At 73.6% G+C, this 23890-nt stretch carries 25 protein-coding genes and 1 riboswitch; of the genes, 9 read left to right on the top strand and 16 right to left on the bottom strand.

Annotated elements, in window-relative coordinates:
• Nucleotides 1–3: 3 nt before the first annotated feature.
• The 4 genes from RB614_RS34745 to RB614_RS34730 all read right to left on the bottom strand — a co-directional run bounded on the left by RB614_RS34745 (nucleotide 4) and on the right by RB614_RS34730 (nucleotide 4223).
• The gene (locus RB614_RS34745) at nucleotides 4–213 is read right to left on the bottom strand and encodes a hypothetical protein (RefSeq protein WP_308716952.1); all 210 of its coding nucleotides are present in this window, start codon (nucleotides 211–213) and stop codon (nucleotides 4–6) included.
• Nucleotides 214–395: 182 nt separating this feature from the next.
• Nucleotides 396–1739 (bottom strand): cobyrinic acid a,c-diamide synthase CobB, encoded by a 1344-nt coding sequence (locus tag RB614_RS34740; RefSeq protein ID WP_308716951.1) that lies wholly within the window; start codon nucleotides 1737–1739, stop codon nucleotides 396–398.
• 10 nt (nucleotides 1740–1749) lie between these two features.
• Nucleotides 1750–2352, bottom strand: a complete 603-nt coding sequence (gene cobO / locus RB614_RS34735; RefSeq protein WP_308716950.1) for a cob(I)yrinic acid a,c-diamide adenosyltransferase — start codon at nucleotides 2350–2352, stop codon at nucleotides 1750–1752.
• Complete coding sequence (locus RB614_RS34730) at nucleotides 2352–4223, bottom strand: VWA domain-containing protein (RefSeq protein WP_308716949.1); 1872 nt, start codon at nucleotides 4221–4223, stop codon at nucleotides 2352–2354. The genes cobO and RB614_RS34730 overlap by 1 nt, the downstream gene beginning before the upstream one ends.
• A gap of 51 nt (nucleotides 4224–4274) precedes the next feature.
• Nucleotides 4275–4448, top strand: a riboswitch (cobalamin riboswitch).
• Nucleotides 4449–4482: 34 nt separating this feature from the next.
• On the opposite strand from RB614_RS34730, the gene RB614_RS34725 reads away from it, so the two are divergent.
• From RB614_RS34725 to RB614_RS34710, 4 genes are read left to right on the top strand one after another with little or no spacing between them, the layout of a single operon-like run.
• The gene (locus tag RB614_RS34725) at nucleotides 4483–4671 is read left to right on the top strand and encodes a CbtB domain-containing protein (RefSeq protein ID WP_308716948.1); all 189 of its coding nucleotides are present in this window, start codon (nucleotides 4483–4485) and stop codon (nucleotides 4669–4671) included.
• Nucleotides 4672–4675: 4 nt separating this feature from the next.
• Entirely contained in the window at nucleotides 4676–5401 is a 726-nt protein-coding gene (locus RB614_RS34720; RefSeq protein ID WP_308716947.1) for a CbtA family protein, read from the top strand.
• On the top strand, nucleotides 5398–5757 hold the full coding sequence (locus tag RB614_RS34715) for a hypothetical protein (protein ID WP_308716946.1): 360 nt from the start codon (nucleotides 5398–5400) through the stop codon (nucleotides 5755–5757). The genes RB614_RS34720 and RB614_RS34715 overlap by 4 nt, the downstream gene beginning before the upstream one ends.
• A 4-nt stretch (nucleotides 5758–5761) precedes the next feature.
• Nucleotides 5762–6169: a VOC family protein gene (locus RB614_RS34710; protein WP_308716945.1), complete on the top strand. Its 408-nt coding sequence runs from the start codon at nucleotides 5762–5764 to the stop codon at nucleotides 6167–6169.
• On the opposite strand, the gene RB614_RS34705 is transcribed toward RB614_RS34710, so the two are convergent.
• Nucleotides 6158–6505, bottom strand: coding sequence for an MmcQ/YjbR family DNA-binding protein (locus tag RB614_RS34705; RefSeq protein ID WP_308716944.1), 348 nt, complete (start codon nucleotides 6503–6505; stop codon nucleotides 6158–6160). The genes RB614_RS34710 and RB614_RS34705 overlap by 12 nt on opposite strands.
• Before the next feature lie 78 nt (nucleotides 6506–6583).
• Here RB614_RS34705 and RB614_RS34700 point away from each other — a divergent pair, with 78 nt between their 5' ends.
• From RB614_RS34700 to RB614_RS34690, 3 genes are read left to right on the top strand one after another with little or no spacing between them, the layout of a single operon-like run.
• Nucleotides 6584–6991 carry a hypothetical protein gene (locus RB614_RS34700; protein WP_308716943.1) on the top strand — a complete coding sequence of 136 codons (408 nt, stop codon included), beginning with the start codon at nucleotides 6584–6586 and terminating at the stop codon, nucleotides 6989–6991.
• Between the two features lie 4 nt (nucleotides 6992–6995).
• Nucleotides 6996–7376, top strand: a complete 381-nt coding sequence (locus tag RB614_RS34695) for an MmcQ/YjbR family DNA-binding protein (RefSeq protein ID WP_308716942.1) — start codon at nucleotides 6996–6998, stop codon at nucleotides 7374–7376.
• 35 nt (nucleotides 7377–7411) lie between these two features.
• Nucleotides 7412–7810, top strand: coding sequence for a DUF3224 domain-containing protein (locus RB614_RS34690; protein WP_308716941.1), 399 nt, complete (start codon nucleotides 7412–7414; stop codon nucleotides 7808–7810).
• 179 nt (nucleotides 7811–7989) lie between these two features.
• Here the strand turns inward: RB614_RS34690 and RB614_RS34685 are convergent, their stop codons facing one another.
• The 6 genes from RB614_RS34685 to RB614_RS34660 form a co-directional block, all read right to left on the bottom strand.
• Nucleotides 7990–8637 (bottom strand): SRPBCC family protein, encoded by a 648-nt coding sequence (locus tag RB614_RS34685; protein ID WP_308716940.1) that lies wholly within the window; start codon nucleotides 8635–8637, stop codon nucleotides 7990–7992.
• On the bottom strand, nucleotides 8634–9491 hold the full coding sequence (locus RB614_RS34680; protein ID WP_308716939.1) for an FAD binding domain-containing protein: 858 nt from the start codon (nucleotides 9489–9491) through the stop codon (nucleotides 8634–8636). Before RB614_RS34680 ends, RB614_RS34685 begins: the two co-directional genes overlap by 4 nt.
• On the bottom strand, nucleotides 9488–11875 hold the full coding sequence (locus RB614_RS34675; protein ID WP_308716938.1) for a xanthine dehydrogenase family protein molybdopterin-binding subunit: 2388 nt from the start codon (nucleotides 11873–11875) through the stop codon (nucleotides 9488–9490). Before RB614_RS34675 ends, RB614_RS34680 begins: the two co-directional genes overlap by 4 nt.
• Nucleotides 11872–12417 carry a (2Fe-2S)-binding protein gene (locus tag RB614_RS34670; protein WP_308716937.1) on the bottom strand — a complete coding sequence of 182 codons (546 nt, stop codon included), beginning with the start codon at nucleotides 12415–12417 and terminating at the stop codon, nucleotides 11872–11874. Before RB614_RS34670 ends, RB614_RS34675 begins: the two co-directional genes overlap by 4 nt.
• A gap of 89 nt (nucleotides 12418–12506) precedes the next feature.
• Nucleotides 12507–13610: a vWA domain-containing protein gene (locus RB614_RS34665; protein ID WP_308716936.1), complete on the bottom strand. Its 1104-nt coding sequence runs from the start codon at nucleotides 13608–13610 to the stop codon at nucleotides 12507–12509.
• Nucleotides 13611–13666: 56 nt separating this feature from the next.
• Entirely contained in the window at nucleotides 13667–14545 is an 879-nt protein-coding gene (locus RB614_RS34660) for an AAA family ATPase (protein ID WP_308716935.1), read from the bottom strand.
• Between the two features lie 82 nt (nucleotides 14546–14627).
• Between RB614_RS34660 and RB614_RS34655 the strand changes: the two genes are divergently transcribed.
• The gene (locus tag RB614_RS34655; protein WP_308716934.1) at nucleotides 14628–14828 is read left to right on the top strand and encodes a hypothetical protein; all 201 of its coding nucleotides are present in this window, start codon (nucleotides 14628–14630) and stop codon (nucleotides 14826–14828) included.
• Between the two features lie 97 nt (nucleotides 14829–14925).
• Here the strand turns inward: RB614_RS34655 and RB614_RS34650 are convergent, their stop codons facing one another.
• A complete protein-coding gene (locus RB614_RS34650) occupies nucleotides 14926–16464 on the bottom strand; it encodes an LPXTG cell wall anchor domain-containing protein (RefSeq protein ID WP_308716933.1) in 1539 nt (512 codons plus the stop codon).
• Between the two features lie 177 nt (nucleotides 16465–16641).
• Nucleotides 16642–16803 carry a hypothetical protein gene (locus tag RB614_RS34645; protein WP_308716932.1) on the bottom strand — a complete coding sequence of 54 codons (162 nt, stop codon included), beginning with the start codon at nucleotides 16801–16803 and terminating at the stop codon, nucleotides 16642–16644.
• 161 nt (nucleotides 16804–16964) lie between these two features.
• Between RB614_RS34645 and RB614_RS34640 the strand changes: the two genes are divergently transcribed.
• On the top strand, nucleotides 16965–20399 hold the full coding sequence (locus RB614_RS34640; RefSeq protein WP_308716931.1) for an ATP-binding protein: 3435 nt from the start codon (nucleotides 16965–16967) through the stop codon (nucleotides 20397–20399).
• A 595-nt stretch (nucleotides 20400–20994) separates the two neighbouring features.
• Here RB614_RS34640 and RB614_RS34635 read toward each other — a convergent pair.
• Genes RB614_RS34635 through RB614_RS34625 form a run of 3 tightly spaced genes read right to left on the bottom strand, consistent with a single transcriptional unit; the run spans nucleotide 20995 to nucleotide 23890 of the window.
• On the bottom strand, nucleotides 20995–22146 hold the full coding sequence (locus RB614_RS34635) for a Gfo/Idh/MocA family protein (RefSeq protein WP_308716930.1): 1152 nt from the start codon (nucleotides 22144–22146) through the stop codon (nucleotides 20995–20997).
• Nucleotides 22143–22886, bottom strand: coding sequence for a GntR family transcriptional regulator (locus tag RB614_RS34630; protein WP_308716929.1), 744 nt, complete (start codon nucleotides 22884–22886; stop codon nucleotides 22143–22145). Before RB614_RS34630 ends, RB614_RS34635 begins: the two co-directional genes overlap by 4 nt.
• Complete coding sequence (locus RB614_RS34625) at nucleotides 22883–23890, bottom strand: Gfo/Idh/MocA family oxidoreductase (RefSeq protein ID WP_308716928.1); 1008 nt, start codon at nucleotides 23888–23890, stop codon at nucleotides 22883–22885. The genes RB614_RS34630 and RB614_RS34625 overlap by 4 nt, the downstream gene beginning before the upstream one ends.

Here is a 23890-nt window from a genome sequence, read left to right as displayed (position 1 = left end):
GCCCTAGCTCTCCGGGTCGGGCATCGGCGGCCAGCCCTCGGAGTCCGGGCCGGCCTCGCGCAGATAGGGCGAGCCGGCCTCCAGCACCGCACGCGCGATCGTCTCGCACTGTGCGGGGGTCGGGTCGAAGCCGAACTCGTGGGCGTGCCGGGCCACCGCGACCGCCCCCACGGAGATGGCGACGTCGGGCAACGTACCGGATGAGTCGTTCACGGGGTTGTCCTCCTCGGTCGGTCCTTGTCGCAGTATTGCCAACGCGGTGAAGTCTCCTCCGGGAGGAAAATTGGTACAAGCACCCCAACTTATTGCAGGTGTGCGGAGCGTCAGAGTCCGACGACCAGGGGAGGTTGATCCAGCGGTCGGTGCACTTCACGCTCCTCCGTCATGCCGCCACATTAGGCGGCGGCCGCCGCCGCGACGAGACGATGGGCGATCTCGGGGTGGCCGGCCCAGTGGAGGTGGAGGTAGGAGGCGTGCACCCCGCCCGAGACGAAGCCCTCCGGGTCCGCGCCGCGCCAGGCCCACGCCGGCGCCGCGCCCGCTCTCGGGGTGACCGCCGTGCGGTGGAACTCGTGCCCGGTGACCCTCGTGCCGGCCGGCGTGACTGAGCTGCCGGTCAGCGCGACGGCGTCCCGGTAGCCGAGGGTCAGGCGGCCGGTCATCGTGGCGTCGGCGTCGAGCACGCCGCACATCTCGGCGCCGTCCAGCGTGCGGCAGAGCCACAGCAGCCCCGCGCACTCGGCCGAGATCGGCGCTCCGCGCGCGGCCAGAGCGGCCACGGCGGCGCGGAGCGGGGCGTTGGCGGCCAGGCGGTCCGCGTACACCTCGGGGAAGCCGCCACCCACCACGAGCGCCCGCGTCCCGTCGGGGAGCGCCTCGTCGCGGAGCGGGTCCACCGTGGACACCTGAGCGCCCGCCGCGCGCAGGAGCTCGACGGTCTCGGTGTATCCGAAGCTGAACGCCGGCCCACCCGCGACCGCGACGACCGGACCGGCCGGCACCGGGTCCACACAGGAGGGTGACCACGCCGTAGCGGCCAGCGGCGGTGCGGTCCGCGCCACCGCGAGCACCGCGTCCAGGTCGACGCCCGCCGCCACAAGGTCGGCCAGCGCGGCCACCGACGACGCCGCCGCCGCGGAGCGCTCGACCACCGGCACCAGGCCGAGGTGCCGCGACGGCGCGGCCACCGCCGGATGGCGGCGCAACACACCGAGTACCGGCGTGCCCACCTCCTCGCACGCGTCCCGCAGCAGCGCCTCGTGCCGGTCGGAGCCGACCCGGTTGAGGACGACGCCGGCCAGCCGCACGCCGCCGAACGACCGGAACCCGTGCACCAGCGCCGCTACCGACCGCCCCTGCGCGGACGCGTCCACGACGAGCACGACCGGCGCGGCGAGCAGCGCGGCCACGTGCGCGGTGGAGCCGAAGTCCCCGGCGCCCACGCGCCCGTCGTACAGCCCCATCACGCCCTCGACCACGGCCAGGTCGGCCCCGGCGGCGCCGTGCGCGAAGAGCGGGCCGATCCGCTCCTCCCCCACCAGCACGGGGTCGAGGTTGCGGCCCGGCCGGCCGGCGGCGAGCGCGTGGTATCCCGGGTCGATGTAGTCGGGCCCCACCTTGAAGCCGGCCACCCGCGTGCCCCGCGTGGCGAACGCGGCCAGCAGTCCGGTCGCGACCGTCGTCTTGCCGTGTCCGGAAGCCGGTGCCGCGACGACGAGGCGGGCGACATCGGTTACCACGCCGAGCCTGTCACCATTCCAACCCCCGCTGCCCCTTGCGCCCCGCGTCCATCGGATGCTTGACCTTCGCCATCTCGGTGACCAGGTCGGCCGCCGCGACGAGGTCGCCGTGCGCGTCGCGGCCGGTGACGACGACGTGCTGCGAGCCGGGCCGGTCGCGCAGCGTCGCGACGACGTCCGCAACGTCGACCCAACCCCACTTCATCGGGTACGTGAACTCGTCGAGCACGTAGAACCGGTAGGCTTCCGCGGCCAGGTCGCGTTTGACCTGTGCCCAGCCCTCGGCGGCCTCGGCGGCGTGGTCGCGCTCGGTGCCGGGGCGCTGGATCCACGACCAGCCCTCGCCCATCTTGTGCCAGGTGACCGCGCCGCCCTTGCCGGTCTCGCCGAGCGCCCGCAGGGCCGCCTCCTCGCCCACCCTCCACTTCGGGCTCTTCACGAACTGGTACACCACGATCGGCCATCCGGCATTCCACGCGCGCAGCGCCATCCCGAACGCCGCCGTGGACTTGCCCTTGCCCTGTCCGGTGTGGACGGCGAGCACGGGCTGGCGCCGCCGCTCCCGGGTGGTGAGCCCGTCGTCCGGCACGGTGTCCGGCTTTCCTTGCGGCATCAGGCGGCCCTTCCCATGCGGTTCGTCGCGGAGAGCTGGGCGAGCGGCACGCACGGGGCGTCCAGCGCGGCCGCCAGCCGCCGGGCCAGGCCGAGCCGCACCGGGCCGGCCTCGCAGTCGACCACGACCGCGGAGGTGCCGGCCAGCGACGGCACCACGGTCAGCGGGTCGGCGCCGGACGTGTTGCGGCCGTCGGTGACGAGTACGAGCAGCGGCCGGCGGCGCGGGTCGCGGCGGCGCTCGGCCCGGAGCGTACGGGCGGCCGCCTCCAGTCCCGCCGCGAGCGGGGTACGGCCGCCGGTGCGGAGCCGGGCCAGCCGCTGCACGCCCACCTCGTGGCTGGAGGTGGGCGGGAGCACCTCGTCCGCGCCCGTACCCCGAAATGTGATCATGCCCACCCGGTCCCGTCGCTGGTACGCGTCGCGCAGCAGCGACAGCACCGCCGCCTTGACCGTGCTCATCCGCTGCCGGGCGGCCATCGAGCCCGAGGCGTCGACGACGAAGAGCACGAGGTTGGCCTCCCGCCCGACGTGCACCGCCTCACGCAGGTCGCCCGGGGCCACGGTGCGGCTCCCCCGGGCGGCCGCGGCCCGGAGTGTGGCCGGCAGGTGCGGCGCGCCGGCCCCGAGCGGCAGGCGGGCGCCGACCACCCGTCCCCGCCGGGCGTACGCGAGCGAGCGGCGGCCGGCGTGCGCCCGCTCCCCGGTCTTCGGCAGCGTCAGCACCCGTGGCCGGTACGCCTGCCCGGGCGCGGCCACCGGCTGCTCGCCGGCACCACCCTCGCTTTCCGCACCGTCCACACCGTCCTCGCCGCGCGGTGCGCCGCCGCCCGGAGGCTCGGGCTCGGGCTCGGGCTCGAAGTCCTCATTGGAGAGTGTCTCCTCCAGGCGCTCCTCGTCCGTGCCGGGTGGGTCGAGCGGATCGCGGCGGCGCCGGTGCGGCAGCGCCAGCCGGGCCGCGTCCCGTACGTCCTCGGCGGTCACCGCGTCCCGCCCGTGCCACGCGGCAAGGGTCAGCGCCGCCCGGGCCACCACGATGTCGGCGCGCAGGCCGTCCACCCCGTACGCCAAGCAGATGCGGGCGATCCGGTCGAGCTCCCGGTCCGGTAGCTCCACGGCCGCCAGCCGCTCCCGCGCGTCCGCGATCCGGTGCGCCAGCGAGGCGTCCTCGGCCGCCCAGCGCGCGGCGAACCCGTCCGGGTCCGCGTCGTACGCGAGGCGCCGCCGCACCACCTCGGCCCGGGGCGCGGGCTCGTCCGGCGACGTCACCGACACGACCAGCCCGAAGCGGTCGACGAGCTGCGGGCGCGGCTCGCCCTCCTCCGGGTTCATCGTGCCGACGAGCAGGAATCGCGCCGCGTGCTTGACCGACACCCCGTCCCGCTCCACGTGCGCCCGGCCCATCGCGGCCGCGTCGAGCAGCAGGTCGACGAGGTGGTCGGGGAGCAGATTGACTTCGTCCACATAGAGCAGTCCACGGTGGGCGGTGGCCAGAAGCCCTGGCTCGTAAGCCTTTACGCCCTCCTTGAGCGCCCGCTGGATGTCGAGCGTACCCACGACGCGGTCCTCGGTCGCGCCGACCGGGAGCTCCACAAGGGACGATCGTCGGCGCACGGCCGGTGCGGTGGCGTCGTGCGGGCCGTCCGGGCACTCCGGGTCGGGACCGCTCGGGTCGCAGCCGAAGCGGCAGCCCCGCACGGCGTCGAGCTCGGGCAGCAGGATGGCAAGGGCACGCACGACCGTCGATTTCGCCGTACCCTTCTCACCCCGGACCAGCACGCCGCCGATCGCCGGGTTGACGGCGGTGAGCAGCAGCGCGAGCCGCAGGTCGGCGAGGCCGACGATCGCGGAAAACGGATAGGCGGCGGGCATGCGGGCCATGCTGACCCAGCCGGAGGGCTGGCGTCAAACGCCGGTCCGGCGTTACGCTGCCTAGGCCACGGTGTTCGGGAAGCCGGTGAAAATCCGGCGTGGTCCTCGCCACTGTGACCGGGGAGTGCTCCCCCTGCTGCACCACTGGGCCGGCGACGGCCTGGGAAGGTCGAGGGAGCGTGTCGATCCGGGAGCCAGGAGACCGGCCGTGGCAGTTCGACCGCATCGCCACGAGGCATGGACGAGAGGAACACCCGATATGGCCGCACCTTCGGCGCCCACCGCATCCGCCACCCCGATCCGCGTGCCCGTCGCCGCTTGGCTGATCGTGGCCTTCGCGCTGCTCGCGGTCTTCGTGTTGTTGCAGCTCAACAGCACCGCGTTCGCGGAGCAGATCCACGAGTTCACCCACGACGGGCGGCACGCGCTCGGCGTTCCCTGCCACTAGCGCGATGGCCTCCCTCACCCTCGGCGCCGTGCTGCGCCGGGCGGCTCTCGCCGGGCTGTTCGCCGGCGTCGCCGCCGCGCTCATCGCGTTCCTCGTCGTGGAGCCCCGGATCGACGACGCTCTCGCCATCGAGGCGGCGCGCTCCACATCGGACGAAGAGCCGCTGTTCGGCCGCACCACGCAGGTCTTCGGCGGCATGGTCGCCGCGGCGGCGGTAGCGGTCTGCCTCGCACTCGTGGTGGGCGTGGTCTTCGCCCGCGTACGGCACCGGCTGCCGGCCACCACCGACTTCGGTCGCGCGGCGCTGCTGGCGTTCCTCGGCTTCACGACGGTGGCGCTGCTGCCCGCGCTCAAGTACCCGGCGAACCCGCCCGGCGTCGGCGATCCGGACACGGTGACCGAGCGCACCGTGCAATACCTCACGCTCATCGCGGCGGCGGCCGCGGTGACCTGGCTCGCGTTCCTCGTCCACGATCGGTTGTCCGCGCGGCCGTGGCCACCGGCCTACCGCGCGGCGGTCGGCGTCGCGGTCGCCGCCGTCGGCTACACCGCGCTGCTCATGACCTGGCCGGCCAGCCCCGACAGCGTGCCGGCCGACATCCCGGCCGCGCTGCTGTGGGACTTCCGGCTGGCGTCGCTGGCCGAGCTCGCGACACTGTGGACGGTCTTCGGGCTCGGCTTCGGGCTGCTGCTCACACCGCGCCCGGTCCCGGCCGCCGCGGTGGCGTGAGCGCCGCGGTCACGGTCACGGTGTGCCGCGGCTGCTGCTGCGGCACCACCCGCAAACACCCGGGCGTCGACCATGACGGCCAGGTGGGCCGGCTGCGCGCCGCGGCCGGTCCACCCCATCGGGTACGGGTCAGCGACTGCCTCAACGTCTGCGGCGAGTCCAATGTGGTCGTCGTGCAGCCCACGCCCGCGGCCCGCCGCGACGGCGCCCGCCCGGTGTGGCTGGGCGGCGTCCTCGACGGCGACGTGGAGTCCCGCGTCGCCGCGTGGGTGAGCGCGGGTGGCCCCGGTGTGGCGCCGCTCCCATCCGCTCTCCAGGCGCACGCCTTCCCCGCGCCGCGCTGGAAGGCACACTGAGGGCATGACAGTGCGACAACTGCGGCTGGCCGTGACCGCCGACGACTACGAGGCCGCGCTCCGCTTCTACCGCGACGTGCTCGGCCTGACCGAGCAGGCGACCTACCACCGCCCGGACGGCGACGGCCGGGTGACGATCCTGGAGGCCGGCCGGGCGACCCTGGAGCTGATCGAGCCCGCCTACGCGGAGTACATCGACGAGGTCGAGGTGGGGCGCCGGGTGGCCGGGCACGTCCGGGTTGCGTTCGAGGTGGACGACTCGGCGGCGGCGACCGCGCGGGCGGCGGAGGCGGGCCTCGAGGTCATCGCCGAGCCCCGCCGCACCCCGTGGGACTCGCTCAACGCCCGCCTCGACGGCCCGGCCCACCTGCAGCTGACCATCTTCCAGGAGCTGGGCGGCTCAGCGCGGTGACGCCTCGTACTCGGCGATGACCTTCTTCGGCACGCACATCCGCCACGCGTCGACGACGAGCTCGCGCATCTCGTCCTCGTCGAGCTTGGCGAGCCAGACCCGCACCCAGTTGTACCGCTCGTCCGACTTGATCGGCATGAAGAACTTGTCGGGCTCGGCCGCGATCAGCGCGGCCCGCTCCTCCTTGGGGTAGCCGAAGCCCATCTCGGTCTCGTCGCGGGAGAGCGCCACGAACACGATCTGGCCGACCCGAAACTTCACCCGGTCGCGCACGAGCGCCTCGTAGGCCCGCGGGAGGGAGAGCGCCACCCGCCGGACGTCGTCGGCGGTCACCATCGGCCTACCGTACCCCGGCCGCCCGTGTTATGGTCGGCCCATAACTAGACACTGGCTAGATCGAGGGGTGGCGACATCATGGTGCTGAGCGACGAGAGCCGGTACGTCGCCGGGATAATGCTCATCACGATCGTGACCATCGAGTTCGGCGGCTGGTTCATGACCAGGATCGTGCGCGGCCAGGTGCCGATGACCGACTTCCAGAAGGCGTTCGCGCGGGCCGGTCACGCCCACGCCGGCGTGCTCGTGACGCTCGGCCTGATCTGCCAGGTCCTCGCCGACGCGACCACGCTCACCGGCGTGGCCGGCGCGGTCGCGCGGCTCGGCGTGCCGGCCGCCGCGATCCTCATGTCCGGCGGCTTCTTCGCCTCGTCCGCCGGGCGCGACCGCACCCAGCCCAACAGCTTCTTCTGGATACTCTGGCTGGGCGCCGCCGCCCTCGCCGCCGGGACGCTCACCCTGGGCGTCGGTCTTCTCATAGCCTGAGGTCATGACGTGGGATGAACTGCTGGCGTACTGCCTGGCCAAGCCCGGCGCGTGGCAGGACGAGCCCTGGGAGGGCGACGTCGTGGTGAAGGTCGGCAGCAAGATCTTCGCATTCCTGGGATCCGGCGCGCGGGACGCGGGCGGCCAGCCCGGTGCGGGCGGCGGGCCGGGCGTGGGCGTCAAGTGCGGTCCCAACCGCGAGGCGGCCGACGAGTGGCTGGCCCGCTACCCGCGGGACGCGTCGGTACTGCCGTACATCGGCCGCGCCGGCTGGAACTCGCTCCGGGTCGGCGGCGACATCCCCGACGACGAGATCCGCGAGGCGGTCGACGGCTCGTACGACGCCGTGGTCAGCAAGCTGCCCAAGCGGGAACGGCCAACCTGACAGCAGTTGTCAGGATCACGCGGCATGCTGGGCGCATGACCGAGTACGCCAAGGGCACGTTCACGATCGACGGCTGGGATCAGGAGACCTTCGACGAGGCGGAGGGGGCGACGCTGGCCCAGGCGAAGGTGACGAAGACGTTCACCGGCGACCTGGCCGGCACCAGCAGCACCCGCATCATGATGTGCACGACGCAGGTGGAGACCTCCGCGGCGTACGTAGGGTTCGAGCGGTTCAGCGGCACGGTCGGCGGCCGGGCCGGCACGTTCGTGCTGCACCACAGCGCCACCGCGGACGCCGAGGCCGGGCAGGCGCTCCACTGGGCGATCGTGCCCGACTCCGGCACCGGCGCCCTACGCACGATCCGCGGCGCCGGCCAGATCGTCGTCGACGCCGACGGCAGCCACACGTACTCACTGGAGTACACGATCTAAAGAGCGATGGGCCGTGATCGAAGCTCCCGTCAAGGCGTTCTAGCGACTGGACGGGAGCTTCGATCACAGGCGTGGGGAGAGCCCCTTTGTAGCGCGGAGGGTGAGGCCGCGGGAGCAACGGTCCGGACCACGACGGGCATCGCGGTAGCCCAAGTCTTTGTCTTGAAACAGCTCCCCGGTCAGCGGCGCAGCGCGCGGATCACCAGCCAGGTGAGGACGGCGGCGCCGGCGCTGATGACGATCAGGCCGGCGTACCGTGCGGCGGCCGTGCCCATCGAGAGCCTGAGCACGTCGATCGGCTCGACCTCGGCCTCCGGCTGGGTCTCCGGTGCCACGATGGCCGCCGCCGGCTCGGCGGCCGCGGGCGCCGCGGGCGGTGCCGCTGGGGCCGCGAGCTCCGTGGCGAGGCACTCGGCGAACTGGCCGACCAGCCGACCGCCCACATCGGACAGCATCCCGCGGCCGAACTGAGCTGGCTTGCCGGTCACCGTCAGGTCGGTCGACACCTCGACCCGGGTGGTGTCGCCCTCGGGCTTGAGGGTGGCGGTCACCGTCGCGGCGGCCGTACCCGCGGCGCGGGTGTCCCGGCCGGAGGCCTCGATCACCACACGGCGGGCCGCCTCGTCGCGCTCGACGAAGCGGCCCTTTCCGGTGTACGTGAGGCCGATCGGCCCGACCTTGACCTTGACCGTGCCGGTGAACCCCTCGCCGTCGAACCCGGTGAGCGCGGCGCCCGGCATGCACGGCGCGACCCGTGGCACGTCGAGCAGCACGCCCCACGCCTCTTCGACGGGGACCGGCACGGAGAAGGAGTGGTCGAGCCTCATGCGATACCTCCGGCCGCGAGCACCGCCCGCCTCGTCAGCACGGTCGCCAGGTGACGGCGGTAGTCGGCGGAGGCGAAGGCGTCGGAGGGTGGATCCGCGCCCTCGGCCGCGTGCCCGGCCGCCGACGCCACAGCGTCCACAGTGGCCGCCGACCCGGCGAGCGACTGCTCCACGGCGCCGGCCCGCAGCGGGGTGGAGCCCATGTTGGTGAGCGCCACCCGCGCCTCGGCGATGCTGCCGTTCTCCCGGCGCACCGCGGCGGCCACGCCGACGATCGCCCATGCCTGGGCCACCCGGTTGAACTTCTCGTAGTGCGTCGTCCACCCTGGACGCTTCGGGACCCGCACCGACACCAGTATCTCGTCCGGGGCGAGCGCGGTGGTGAGGAAGTCGACGAAGAAGTCCGCCGCGCTCACCGTCCGCCGGCCGCCGGGGCCGGCGATCTCGAACGACGCGTCCAGCGCCACCGCCGCGCCGGGCAGGTCGCCGGCGGGGTCGGCATGCGAGAGCGAGCCGCCGAGGGTGCCCAGGTGGCGCACCTGGCGATCGCCGACCTGCGCGGCCGCCTGGGCCAGCAGCGGCGCGTGCCGCGCGACCAGCGGGTCGCGCAGCAGGTCGGCGTGGCGCGTGGTGGCGCCGATGACCAGCGCGTCGCCGTCGTCGCGTACGCCGCGCAGCTCGCCCACCCCGCCGACGTCGACCAGTACGGTCGGCGCGGCCAAGCGTAGCCGCAGCACGGGAATCAGGCTCTGCCCGCCGGCGAGCACCTTGGCGTCCTCGCCACCCTCGGCGAGCGCGCGCACCGCTTCGTCCACTGTGGACGGCTTGGCGTAGTCGAACGCGGCCGGGATCATGACCGGTCACCCCCTTGTACGGCCCGCCACACGCGCTCGGGCGTGCACGGCATGCGGATGTCGTCGACCCCGTACGGCCGCAGCGCGTCGACGATCGCGTTGACCACGGCCGGTGTGGAGGCGATCGTGCCGGCCTCGCCGACGCCCTTGATGCCGAGCGGGTGGTCCGGCGCGGGCGTCTCGGTGCGGTCGCTCACGATGTCGGGCAGGTCGGCCGAGCTCGGCGGCGTGTAGTCGACGAACGTGCCGGTGAGCAGGTTGCCGTCGGCGTCGTACACGGCCTCCTCGAAGAGCGCCTGCGCGATGCCCTGGGCCACGCCGCCGTGCACCTGGCCCTCGACGATCAGCGGGTTGACGACCTTTCCGACGTCGTCGACGGCCACATAGGACCGGACCGTCACCCGCCCGGTCTCGGTGTCCACTTCGGTCGCGCACAGGTGCGTGCCGTGCGGGAACGAGAAGTCGGTCGGGTCGTAGACCGCCTCGGCGTCCAATGTGGGCTCGGCCCCGCCGGGCATGTCGTGGGCGGCGAAGACGGCCAGCGCGCAGTCGGCCATCGTCTTGCCCTCGGCGTCGGCGGGCGCGCCCCGCACCCGGAACCTGCCGGCGCTGAACTCGACGTCCGCCACGTCGCACTCCAGCAGGTGCGCGGCGATCGGCTTGGCCTTGTCGACGACCTTCTGGCAGGCGTTGACCAGTGCGAACCCGCCGACGGCCAGCGACCGGGAACCGTACGTGTCGAGTCCCTTGTGGGCGGTGCGGGTGTCGCCGTGCAGCACCTCCACGTCCTCGAACGCCACGCCGAGCTGGTCGGCCGCGATCTGGCTCCACGCCGTCTCGTGCCCCTGCCCGTGCGGCGAGGTGCCGGTCAGCACCTCGACCTTGCCGGTGGGGAGCATGCGCACGCTCGCCGACTCCCAGCCGCCGGCCGCGTACCCCAGCGAACCGAGCCACCGGCTCGGCGCCAGCCCGCACATCTCCGTGTACGTGGAGACGCCGATCCCGAGCTGCACCGGGTCTCTCGACTCGCGCCGGGCGGCCTGCTCGCGCCGCAGCTCGTCGTACCCGAAGAGGCTCATCGCCTTGTCGGTCGCGGCCTCGTAGTCGCCTGAGTCGTAGGTCAGCCCGGCGACGGTGTGGAACGGGAACTCGCCGTGCCCGATCCAGTTGCGCCGCCGCAGCTCGATCGGGTCCATGCCGAGCTCGGCGGCGAGGTCGTCCATCGCCCGCTCGATCGCGTACGTCGCCTCGGGCCGCCCGGCGCCCCGGTAGGCGTCGGTGGGCGTGGTGTTGGTGAAGACCCCTGTGCACTCGAACCGGTACGCGGGGAGCTTGTAGATGCCGTTGTACATGTACCGCCCGAGCAGCGGCACCGACGGTGTGAGCAGCGCGAGGTAGGCGCCCATGTTGGCGGTCAGCCGCACCCGCAGGCCGAGCAGCGTGCCGTCGCGGCGGGCGGCCAGCTCGACGTCCTGGTACATGTCGCGCCCGTGGTGCGCGGCGAGCAGGCTCTCCGAGCGGGTCTCGGTGTACTTGGCCGGCTTGCCCACCCGGCGCGCCGCCATCATGGTGATCAGCTCTTCGGCGGTCATCTGGAGCTTGCCGCCGAAGCCACCGCCGACGTCCGGCGCGATCACCCGGATCTTGTGCTCGGGGAGGCCGGTGACCAGCGCGATCAGCACCCGCAGCACGTGCGGGATCTGCGTCGACGACCAGATCGTGACCTGGTCGGCGGTCGGGTCCACCACCACGCTGCGCGGCTCCATGAAGGCGGGGATCAGCCGCTGCTGCACGTACCGCTTGCGCAGGACCACCTCGGCTTCGGCCGTCGCCGCGTCGTACGCCTGGCCGTGGCCGGCCTCGGCCGAGTCGTAGATCCAGGTGTACGACTTGTTGGTGCCCTTGTCGGAGTGCACGAGCGCGGCGCCCTCCCCGAGCGCCTCGTCCATCTCCAGCACGACCGGCAGCGGCTCGTACTCGACGTCGATCGCGCCGAGGGCGTCGACCGCGCTGGCCGCGTCCCGGGCGACGACCACGGCGACCGGCTCGCCCACGTGCCGCACCTCGTCGACGGCGAGCGGCGGGTGGTCCGGGTGCACCATGTCGTCGGTGACGACCCAGGCGCACGGGAGGCTGCCCTGCGTCTCGGCCACGTCCCGCCCGCTGAACGCCGCGACCACGCCCGGCGCGGCCAGCGCGGGGGCGGTGTCGATCCGGGTGATCCGGGCGTGCGCCATCGGGCTGCGGAGGATCGCCAGGTGCAGCATGCCCGGCAGGGTCAGGTTGTCTGTCCACATCGTCCGGCCGGTGATCAGCCGGGCGTCTTCCTTGCGCTTGCGGGGCGCGCCGACCTCGGCGGCCGGCCGCTCGTCCACGACGGTCATGAGCCGACCTCCACGGGAGCGGGTGCCGGCGCGGGCGCCTCTTCCGGCGCGGCCGGGGCCGGCTCGGACGCACCGGCGCGCATCGTCGCGGCCGCGTCGCGCACGGCCCGGACGATGTTCTGGTAGCCCGTGCACCGGCACAGGTTGCCCTCCAGCCCTTCCCGTATCTCCGCGTCGGTGGGGTCGGGGTTTTCGGCGAGCAGGTCGACCGCCGACATGATCATGCCGGGCGTGCAGAAGCCACACTGGAGCGCGTGGCGGTCGTGGAAGGCCTGCTGGACGGGGTGTAGCTCGCCGTCCGAGCCGGCCAGCCCCTCCACCGTGGTGATCTCCAGGCCGTCCGCCTGGACCGCGAGCACGGTGCAACTCTTCACGGACTCGCCACCCATGAGCACGGTGCACGAGCCGCAGTTGCTCGTGTCGCAGCCGACCACGGTGCCCACCTTGCCCAGCCGCTCGCGCAGATGGTGGACGAGCAGAGTGCGGGGTTGGACGTCGTCGTCGTAGCGGACGCCATCGACGGTGATGCTGATGCGGGTCATCATCCCTCCCGTCAGGAGCGGGAACCTACCCACAGACAAGACCTCCGCGAGGCTCCCCGCAAGGGGTTCGGCGTAACACGCCGGAAACATCATGATCGACTTATCACGCCGACCAGGTCTTCGAGCGCGGCGAGGCTGTGCCCCGCGACGAAGTCGTCCAGGTAGGGCAGGGCCGCGGCCATCCCGGCCACGAGCGGCTCGTACCCCGGCTTGCCCCGGTGCGGGTTGACCCAGACCACCCGGTGCGCCAGCCGGGAGAGGCGGGCCATCTGGGCGGCGAGCAGCGCCGGGTCGCCCCGCTCCCAGCCGTCGCTGAAGAGCACCACCACCGCGCCGCGGGCCGTGCCCCGCTGGCCCCACCGGTCCAGGAACGCCTTCAGCGAGTCGGCCAGCCGGGTGCCGCCGTGCCAGTCCGGGATCGCCTCGCCCGCCGCGCGGAGCGCGCCGTCCGGGTCGCGGTGGCGCAGCGCGCGGGTCACCCGGGTCAGCCGGGTGCCGAGCGTGAACGCCTCGGTCCGCGCCGGCCGCCGCCGCACCGCCGCGTGGGCGAAGCGCAGGAGCGAGTCCGCGTACGGCGCCATCGAGCCGGAGACGTCGAGCAGCAGTACCAGCCGGCGGGGCTTGTCCCGCCGTTCCCGCCGGGCCAGCCGGGCCGGCTCCCCCAGGTGGCGCAGCATCCGCCGGACCGTGCGGGGCGGGTCGACCGCGCCGGCGCCGGCCGGGCGGTGCCGGCGGCTCGGGCGGGCGGCGGTGGCCGGGGCGAGGAGGGCGACGAGGCGGCGTACCTCGTCCCGCTCGGCGGCGGAGAGGACGGCGAGGTCGCGGCGGCGCAGGACCTCGGCGGGGCTGGCCGCGACCGCCAGGTCGTCGTCCCGGGAGCCGGCGGCGCCGCCGTCCGGGTCGTCCTGGGCGAACAGCGCCGCCCCGCGCCGCCGGGCCGGCACGGACGCCGGCGGCCGCGCGGGCGCCCGGCCACCGAAATAGGCGGCGAACGCGGCGTCGTAGACCGGCAGGTCGTCGGGCTCGCCGCAGAGCGTGAGGCGGCCCGCCCAGTACGCGTCCTCGGGCCGGGTGACGTCGAGCGCGGCGACCGCCGCGACCATCGCCTCGACCCGCTCCCCGGTCGCCTGCACCCCCGCGTTGCGCAGCGTCCGGGCGAAGCCGACGAGGACGGAGGTCAGGTCGGTGCTCACGTCGACCACTCCTTCGGCGTCGGGCTGGTCCTCTTTTCAGCGTCGGCCCGGCTCGGTCACGCCAGCCACGGCGCCGCGGCTTTCACGCGCTCGCCGTCCTCGCGGTACTTGAGGACGGCGCCGAGCGTGGCCGCCGCCAGGTCGGGGTCGAGCTCGCGGGCGCCGAGCGCGGCGAGCGCGCTGGTCCAGTCGAGCGCCTCGGCCACGCCGGGTGCCTTGATCAGGTCGAGCTGGCGCATCCGCTGCACCGCGCCCGCGACGTCCGCCGCGAGCCGCTCGGTGACCTCGGGCAGCCGCGACCGGATGATCGCCACCTCCTGGGCGAAGCTGGGGTGCTCGACCCAGTGGTACAGGCAGCGGCGCTTGAGCGCGTCGTGCACCTCGCGGGTGCGGTTGCTGGTCAGCACCGTCAGCGGCGGCGTCGGGGCGGCGATCCGGCCGAGCTCGGGGATCGTGATCGCGGCGTCCGCGAGGATCTCCAGCAGGAACGCCTCGAACTCGTCGTCGGCCCGGTCGATCTCGTCGACGAGCAGCACGCACGGGCTCAGCTCGAGCGCCTGGAGCAGCGGGCGGGCGATGAGGAACCGGCGGTCGTAGAGGCTCGCCTCCAGGGCCGCCGTGTCCGGTTTGTCCCCCGCTGCGGCGGCCGCCGCCTCGACCGTACGCAGGTGCAGGATCTGCCGCGGGAAGTCCCAGTCGTAGAGCGCCTGCGCCGCGTCCAGCCCCTCGTAGCACTGCAACCGCACGAAGTGCGCGCCGGTCGCCGACGCCAGGGCCTGCGCGAACGCGGTCTTGCCCACCCCGGCGTCGCCTTCCAGGAAGAGCGGGCGGCCCAGCTTGATCGCCAGGTGGCCGGCGGTGGCGAGGCCGTCGTCGGCCAGGTAACCCACGCCGGCGAGCGCGTCGGCCAGCGCGGCGGGAGTGGCGGGGATCACCCGATCAACTATGCCACCGCCACGGTGAGGGGTATCACGCCTGGTTGTAACTCCCTCGTAGCGAACACGCAGTGTCATGGGGGTGGGAGGTACTTCGATGCTCTACGACTGCCCGGAGTGTGGTCTACCCGCGGAGGTGACCACGGTCGGTAACGCGTACGGGACGGACGGGCCGGTCGAGGTCGTACGGGTGCGGTGCGCGGCCGCGCACTGGTTTCTGGGTCCGGACGAGACCCTGCGCCGGCTGCTGCCCGACCCCCGACCGAGCAGCCGCCACCACTAGAGAAGGTCTCCCCACGTCCGTGATCGAAGCTCCCTCCAAGTCGCTAGAACGACTTGAAGGGAGCTTCGATCACAGGCCATGCCCCGCGCGGCTGCGGTCAGGCCACGAAGCGCGTCCGGCGGCGCCGGGCGATCACGAAGCCGGCGGCGCCCGCGAGCAGCAGCAGCGCCCCGGCGCCGGCGACCAGCCCGGTGGAGGCGCCGGTGACGGGAAGCCCGCCACCGCCCCCGCCGGTGCCGTTGACCAGGATCTTCGCGACGTCGTTCGACTTGTCGGTGTCGTTCGGGAAGGTGGGGCACTCGCACGCCGCGTTGGCCGTGACGGCGCCGGCGGCGTCCTCGACCACCTCGTCGATCCGAAATGTGAACGGGTAGACCAGCTCCTCGTCCGGGGCCAGGAAGAGGCCCGGGTCGCACTGGTACTTGCGGCCGCCCGGCTTGCCCGGGTGCTCCCAGTCCGGGTTCTCCCCCGCGAACGGGACGCAGTCCGCGGACACCTCGACGGCCGACGTGCCCGGCGGCACGTCCACGATCACCCGGGTGATCGGCTCGCCGCTGCGGCTGCTGTCGAGCACCGCCGGCCCGCGGTTGACCACGCCGAGCTCGGTCTCGTGCGTGCTGCCGGCGGCTCCGTCGAAGGTCGCGCCGACCGCCTCGAGGTCGACCCCGTTGGTGCCGGTGACGTTTACCTCGACGTAGGTGGAGTTGTTGTACGGGTCGACGTCCGCCTGCGCCCCGCGCGCCCGCATCGCGCCCGCATCGGCCAGTGTCAGCTTCGGCCCGTCGCCGGGCTCGCCGATCGAGGCGCCGTTGTCGCCGAGGAACTTCAGGAAGTCCTCGAACTCGGCCGGCGTCATCCAGACCGTCTCGAGCGCGTCGCGGCTCGGCGCGTACGTGTCCGGCCGCAGCCGGGAGGCCAGCGACGCGGCGTACTCGGAGCCGGCCGCGAGGTCCTGGTCGAACGTGCAGGTGTTGAGGTAGTTCCCGTCGTACGTGCAGTTGCTGTGGCGGGTGCCGGCCTCGATGCCGTAGTCGCCGAAGAACACCGCCACGGCGCCCTCGGCCACGGTCTCACCGGCGTTGCGCAGCCGCAGCGGCGCGGTGAACGCGGCGCCCGGCGCGGCCGACACCTCGGCCGCGTCACCGGCCGCGAGGTCGACACCCTCGCCGACGCGCACCCGCGCCTCGGTGGTCGCGGGGTCCAGGCCGGGCGCGGTGAGGGTCATCCTGAGCGTGCCCTCGTCCCCCTCCGTCGCACCCTGCGCGGCGGTGACGAGGATGTCGAAGATCCCCGAGTAGCCGAACTCGTCCACCTCGACGTCGAACGGGTCCTGGCAGACGAGGATCCCGGGGGACTCCTCGGTGCAGTCGCTGGACACCTCTTCGGCGATCTCGGCCACGCCGTCGAGGTCGGTGGCGTCGAACCGCACGGTCGGCTGGTGGAGCACGACCGGCTCGGACGCCGACATGATGACGCCCTCGACCTTGCCGGGACCGTCCACGGCGATCGTGGAGTCGGCAAAGAAGATGCTGAGCTCCACGGCCGCGCGGGCGGCGGCCGGTATGGCGGTGGTCGCGACGAGCGTGCCCGCGACTCCGAGCCCCGCGAAGACGCGCAGGGCACTTCTGACGTGCATGTGAGGGAAGCCCTCCCCGTGAGGATGCTGACGAAAGCCCGCGGAGCTTAGGACTCCCCTGAACCTGTGCGCGACCCTGTCCGGCCCCCGATCCGCGATCAGCCCGGGTTGTCGGAAACATTTGTACGACCGGGGCGGAGATCCATACCTGCTGGCGTGGATCTCCGCCCGCGGGTGCTACTCGTCGTCGCCGGCGGGAGGCGCGCTGACGCCCTTACCCTTGGCCGGCGCACTCACGCCCTTACCCTGCGTGGTCGAGCTGACCCCCTTGCCATCCGGGTCGGAGCTGACGCCCTTGCCCTGCGTGGTGGCGTCCGCCGGCTCCAGCGGGTCGGTCATGAGATCCCCCTTTGTGGACTGGCTTTGTGGACGGGAAAACAGCTCTTCGCACCTTAGTGTCCAAAGTCGCTCGTGGGCTGTCTCCTCTTGGACAGGCAACGCTACCGTGTCACTGACGCACCCTTGGCCCAGCGGCCACGAGCTGCGAGGATGGTCGCGGGATGGTCGACAAGCCGGAGCAGCGCGGCACACAGCGCGTGTGTCTGAAGTGCGACGCCCCGGCCGACCCGACCCACCAGTTCTGCGGGCGCTGCGGCGCCCCGCTGCACAGCCGGTGCGGGTCCTGCCTCTCGCTCGTGGCGCCCGAGTTCGCCTTCTGCACCACCTGCGGCAGCCCGCTCACCCGCGAGCTGCACACCGCCAGCGCGCCCCGCGAGGAGCGGCGCACGGTCAACGTGCTCTTCGTGGATCTCAAGGGCTTCACCGCGATGGCCGAGCGCCTCGACCCGGAAGACCTGCGCCGCCTGCAGGTCGACTACTTCAACACCGCGCGCGAGGTGATCCGCCGATACGGTGGCGTGGTCGAAAAGTACATCGGCGACGCGGTCATGGCCGTCTTCGGCGTACCGGTGGAGACCGAGCACGACGGCTACCGGGCGGTGCTCGCCGGCCTCGACATGCAGCGGGCGCTCGACGGCAAGCCGCTGGCCGGGCGCTACCCGATGCGGGCCCGGGTCGGCATCGCCACCGGCGAGGCGCTGGTCGACCTGGCCGCCGCCCGCAACGGCGGGGAGGCGCTGCTCTCCGGTGACGTGGTGGCCACCGCCGCGCGGCTGCAGACGCACGCGCCGCCGGGTGGCGTCCTGGTCTCGGCGGCCACCCACCGCGCCACCGCCGGCTCGATCCGCTACGCGGACGAGCCCCTCCAGCTCGATCTCGCCGGCAAGTCACGCTCCGTCGAGGCCTGGCTGGCCCAAGCCTCGGTACGGCGGCCGCCGGTCATCGACGACGAAGGCACCCCGCTCGTCGGCCGGGCCGCCGAGCTCGACCTGCTCATGGCCGCGGTGCGGCGGTGCGTCTCCGAGCGCCGGGCCCACCTGGTCTCGGTCGTCGGCGCGCACGGCATGGGCAAGAGCCGCCTGGTGCGCGAGCTGTACCGCCATGTCCACGACGACGGCGACCTGCTGGTGCGGTGGCGGGTCGGCCGCTGCCTGCCGTACGGCGCGGGCGGCACGTACGACGCGCTCGCCGAGATCGTCAAGGCCGAGGCCGACGTGCTCGACACCGACGACCCGGCCAGCACCCGCGAGCGCTTGACCGTCGCGCTCGCCGAGGTGCTGCCGCCGCCCGAGGTGTACCGGCTGGTGGGGCTGCTCGGCCCGCTCGCCGGGCTGCCCGGCCGCGCCGTACGCCCCGGCGAGATCGAGGCCGCCTGGCGCGACGCGCTGCTCGCCCTGGCCCGCCACATCCCCACCGTGCTGGTGATCGAAGACCTGCACTTCGCCGACCCGGCCATGCTCCGCTTCCTCGCCGACCTGGTCGAGGCGGGCGGCGACGTACCGCTGCTGGTGCTCTGCACCTACCGCCCGGAGCTCCTCGACGAGCAGCCCGCCTGGCCCTCCGCGCTGCCCGGCATGCTCACCGTCTCGCTGGCCCGGCTCCGCGCCGCGGAGATGCGCGCGCTGCTGTCCACATTGCTCACTCAGCAGGACATGCCCACCGACCACGCCGACCGCCTCGCCCGGCTCACCGGCGGCAACCCGATGTACGCCGTGGAGTACGTGCGGATGCTCGCCGAGCGCGGCGGCACGGCCCTGGACGCCGACGGCGACCTCGACGTGCCGGAGAGCGTGCACGGTGTCATCGCCAACCGCATCGACCTGCTCGACAACGCCGAGCGCACCGTCCTCAACGCCGCCGCCGTCCTCGGCGACCGCCTGTGGCCGGGCGCGATCGCCGACCTGCTCGCGCTCGACACCGTCGGCGTGGCCGGCGTGCTGCGCCGCCTCCAGCGCCGCGACATCCTCGTCGCCGGCACGGTGTCCACAGTGGCCGGTGAGGCGGAGCTGGCGTTTCAGCACCAGCTGGTGCGCGACGTGGCGTACCGCCGGCTCCCCAGAGCGACCCGCGCGGCGCTGCACCGGCGCGCGGCGGCCTGGCTGCAGCGGGTCTCCATCGACGGCCGCAACGACCTCGCGACCGCCGTCGCCCGCCACCGCATCCAGGCCCTCGACCTCGCCCAGAGCCTCGGCGAGGACACCGCCGTGGACGCCGAGGCCGCGCGCACCGCACTGCTCGCCGCCGCCGAGGCCGCATTCACGGTGTACGCGGTGGAGTCCGCGCTCGGCTACACGGAGGGCGCGCTCAACGCCTGGCCCGCCGACCACGAGCCGGACGCGCGCCGGGGCGCCGAGCTGCTGCACCACCGGCTGCAGTTCCTCGGCGACGCCGACCGCTTCTACCGCGACGGCGTCAAAGACGTCGCCCGCCTCGGCGACCGGATGCGCGAGGCCGGCGACCGCTCCGGCGAGGCGCGGGCGGAGACGCTGCTGGGCCAGGCGGAGTTCATGCGGGCGGAGCGCGACAAGGCCCGCGAACACCTCGACCGCGCCATCGCCCTCTTCCACGATCTGCCCGACGACGCGGCGAAGGCCGAGGCGTACGCGGAGCTGGCCCGGCTGCACCTGCTGGAGTTTCAGACCGGCCCGGCCCTGCCCGCCGCCCGCGCGGCCCGCGACCTCGCCCACCGCCTGGGGCTGGCCGACGCCGAGGTGCACGCGCTGGTCACCGAGCACGCCACCCGCTACGTGGCCGGCGACCTCACCGCCCTCGACGACCTGGCCGCCGTCGTCGAGACCTGCCGCGCCCAGGGCCTGCCCACGCTGCGGCGGGCGCTGCACAACCTGGCAACGTTCCGCCAGGAGGAGGGCGACCTGTCCGGCGCCGCCGACCTGGAACGGGAGAGCCGTAGTGTCCACGGTGGACAGCTGAGCCTGGTGCTGAGCCACTCGGAGGAGGCCGAGCTGGCCTACTTCGACGGCGACTGGGTGGCGTTGCTGCGCGCCGCCGACGAATACCTCGACCACGAGGACGAGGGCGCCGGCACCACCGACTGGGACCTGCAACTGCGCGGCCGCCGCGCCTGGATCGGCGCCCTCTGCGGCCGCCCGGCCGGCGAAGACATCGCCCGCAGCCTCGACGTGGCCCACCGCTCCGGCTTCGTGCGCCTGCGCTACAACGCGTACGCCCACGGCGCCCTCGCCCACGCGCTGGCCGGCGATCCGGACGGCGCCGCCGCCCTGCTGGCCGACCTGGCCGCGCTCTGGCGCGAGGCCCCGACCGCCCTGACACTGGAGTGGCTCTCCGCCGCCGCCCATGCCACGGTCCTGACCCCGGCAGCGAAGCCCGCGATGGCCGAGGTGATCCGCACCAGCCTGCGCCGCACCCGCTGGGTCGTGGCGGCCGAGGCCCTCGTCGCGGGAGACCCCGCGGCCGCCGCCACCCTTTACGACGAGATCGGCTGCGCCAGCGACGCCGCGCTGGCGTCGGTCTGGACGGCGCACGCCACGCGCTCCCCATCCCACCTGGACCGCGTACGGACGTTCGCCACCCGCAACCACGCCGACACCCTCCTGGACCTCGCCGGCGCACGCTGAGACCCGCCAGCCCACCGGCTCGACCGGCGCTATGCCGAAGAACCTCGGTGCCGCCATCAGAAAACAAATTTCCTACTGGGCCGCACACCCCACGGCGGAAGGATGACGCACCAAACGGTCCATGCAGGCGAAACTCGCGACCTTTCAAAATCGCAATCAGAAACAGATCGTGGTACTTTTCGGCCCCTCTGGGGGCACTTGCGTACCACGATCTATTCGGCGACTCTCTATCTACGAATGGATACATGCATGCTTTGCGTGCACACGACCGCCGGAGATGAGGCTCAGGGGTCCGCGCTGGCCACTGTTGGAGATGCCGCCGCGGTGGGTGTCGCCGTTGTCGCAGATGACGGTGACACGGCTAGAGCGCGCGGTAGGCGGCCAACAGCCGCCCGGACGGCGGCGCAGATATTGTCACGATCTCGGTCGCTCTTGGCGACCAGCGGGCGCGTTACGGGCAACGGGCCAGATGTTTGGGCGGGCGCACAGACGGGGCAGCTCGAGAGCTCCGCGCACGTCAACACCGTCCGGCGCGTGGACGCGCTCACTACGCCCCGCGGGAATGGACGACGCGGGAGGTCGGCGAACACGTGGCTCAGCCAGCGACCGGGACCCAGCCGCCGGTGCGGAAGGACTCGGCCATCGCGGCGACCGCGTTCGCGGCGTGGACGGCGTCGTCGAGGGTCGGGCCGTGCGGTGCGCCGTCCACTATGGAGCGCAGGAAGGTGGCCGCCTCGATGACTTTCAGGTCGTCGTAGCCCATCGCGATGCCGGCGCCCGGCTGGAAGGCGGCGTACTCCCCCACGCCGGGGCCGATGTGTTCGGCGGCGAGGGCGAGGTTCTGGTAGCCGTCGCCGGTCGAGACGCGTAGCTCGCCCATGCGGCGGAAGTCCCAGGCGACCGCGCCGGTCGTACCGTGGATCTCGAAGCCGTAGTTGTTCTGGTCGGCGACGCTGACCCGGCTGGCCTCCAGCGAGCCGCGTGCGCCACCCGCGAAGCGGACCAGGCAGGCGGCCCAGTCCTCGTTCTCCACCGGGCCCAGGGCGCCGCCGCCGACCGCGTAGTGGCTGGTGGCGCCGGAGGGCGTCGGGCGTTCGGGGATGAATGTGGCCTGGTCGGCGACCACCGCCGCCAGCGGGCCGACCAGGTGGCGGGCCAGGTCGGCGGCGTGCGACATGAGGTCGCCCAGCACGCCGAGGCCGCTGCGGGCGCGGGTGAACCGCCACGACAGCGCGCCCATCGGGTGGGCCGCGTAGTCGCCGAGGAAGCGGAAGCGGGCGTGCGTGACCGCGCCGAGGTGGCCGGTGGCGATCAGCTCGCGGGCGCGGATCACCGCCGGGGCGTTGCGGTAGTTGAAGCCCACCGTGCTCCGGACGCCGGCCTCGGCCGCGGCACCGGCCACCGCGGCGGCCTCCGCCGCGTCGCGCCCGACCGGCTTCTCGATCCAGATGTGCTTGCCGGCGCGGGCCGCCGCGACCCCGACCTCGGCGTGCAGGTCGGTGGGGGTGGTGATGCTGACCGCCGCCACCTCCGGGTCGGCGAGCACCTCGGCCCAACCGCCGGTGGTCCGGGCGAAGCCGTACCGGCGGGCCGCGTCGTCGCGCAGGGCCGCGACCGGGTCCGCGGCGGTCACCAGCCGCGGCGCGAGCGCCAGGTCCGGGAAGTGGTGGCCGACCCGCAGGTACGACTGGGAATGCACCCGCCCCATCCACCCCAGTCCGATGACGCCGATGCCGATCGCGCTCACCGGGCCACCAGGGTCAGCTCGAAGGAGTAGAGCGAAGCGCGGTACGCGTGCTGTCCAAACTCGACCGCCCGGCCGGCGTCGTCGTACGCGGTGCGGGCCATCGTCAACAGTGGCGCCCCGCGCGGTTCGCCCAGCGCCTTGGCCTCGGCGGCGGTGGCGCGGCGGGCGCCGATGGTCTGCTCGGCGAGGCGGAGGTTGACGCCGGCGGCGCGCATCAGCTGGTACAGGCCGCGCTCGCGAAGCTCGTCGGCGGTGGCCCGCAACAGCCCGGCGGGCAGGTAGTTGCGCATGAGCGCGAGCGGCTCGCCCTGCGCGTATCGCAGCCGCTCGACCGCCAGCACCGCCGTGCCGCTGGGCAGGGCGAGCGCGACCGCCACCTCGTCGGGGGCCGCCACCGGGCCGAACGAGAGCACGTCGGTGCGCGGCTGCTGGTGGGTGCGGTCCAAGTCCTCGTACAGGCTGGTCAGCTCGACGGTGCGGCGGACCCGGGCGTGCACGACCTGCGTGCCCACGCCGCGCTTGCGCACGAGCAGCCCTTTGTCCACAAGGTACTGGATGGCCTGCCGCATGGTCGGCCGGGAGAGGCCGAGCTGGTCGGCGAGCGCGACCTCGTTTTCCAGCCGCGTGCCGGGGGTCAGGTGGCCGGTCGCGATCAGCTCCTCCAGCCGCCGCGCCACCTGGAAGTACAGCGGCACGGGGCTGGACCGGTCGATGCTGATCAGCGCGCTCACCGAGGTCACGACGACGATTCTCCACTGTAGAGCGCGGGCCGCTCGGCCAGGTCCACGCTCGTCCGGGCACCGCGCGAGGCGACGGCGGCCTCGGCGACGGCGGTGGCCGCGTACCCGTCCCAGGCGCTCGGCCCTTCCGTCACCCCGCGGCGCACGGCGTCCACCCAGGCCTGGAGCTCGTCCACGTACGCCTGGCCGAAGCGGGCCTGCCAGTCCATCGGCAGCGCCTGCACCCGCCCGCCGTCCAGGGCCACCGCGCCGGTGGTGGGCGCCTCCAGCGCGACGGTGCCGGTGGTGCCGACGACCTCGCAGCGCACGTCGTACCCGTAGCGGGCGTTGACGAAGACCTCGGCGTCGACGACGATCCCGCGCTCGGTCTCCAGTAGCACCAGCCGCGGGTCGCGCAGCTCGGGCGAGGCGAGCGGGCTGTGCGGCACCTCGACCACGGTGGCGGCGACGATCTCCTGGTCGAGCAGCCAGCGGCAGGCGTCGACCTCGTGCACGAGCGAGTCGGTCAGCGACATGTCGCCGGTGAAGCCCGCCGGCACGCCCACATTGCGGTGTACACAGTGGACGAGCAGCGGGTCGCCGATCCGCCCGGCTCCGAGCGCCGCCTTCACGCCGAGATAGCCGACGTCGTACCGGCGCATGAAGCCCACCTGCACCAGCCGCCGCCCGTAGGTCGCCTCGGCCTCGACCACCTTGAGCGCGGCGCCGCTCGTGCTGGCCAGCGGCTTTTCGCAGAGCACCGGCTTGCCGGCGGCGACGCAGGCGAGCACGAGGTCGGCGTGCGTGTCGCCGGGCGAGGCGACGAGCACCGCCTCGACGGCCGGGTCGTCGATGACGTCGTGCGCCTCGCGGTGGGCGGTCGCGCCGGCGATCGCGGCGACCGTGGCGGCGCGGGCGGTGTCCACATCGAACACCGCGGTCACCCGGGCGCCGGCCACCCGGGCGGTCAGCCGGCGGACGTGGTCGGTGCCGATGGCGCCCGTGCCGATGACCCCAACATTCAT

Source organism: Phytohabitans maris (assembly GCF_031085175.1).
In the GTDB taxonomy this organism is placed as follows: Bacteria; Actinomycetota; Actinomycetes; order Mycobacteriales; family Micromonosporaceae; genus Phytohabitans; species Phytohabitans maris.
Note: the sequence above shows the minus strand (reverse complement) of the source record. Positions and strands in the feature narration are given on the sequence as shown.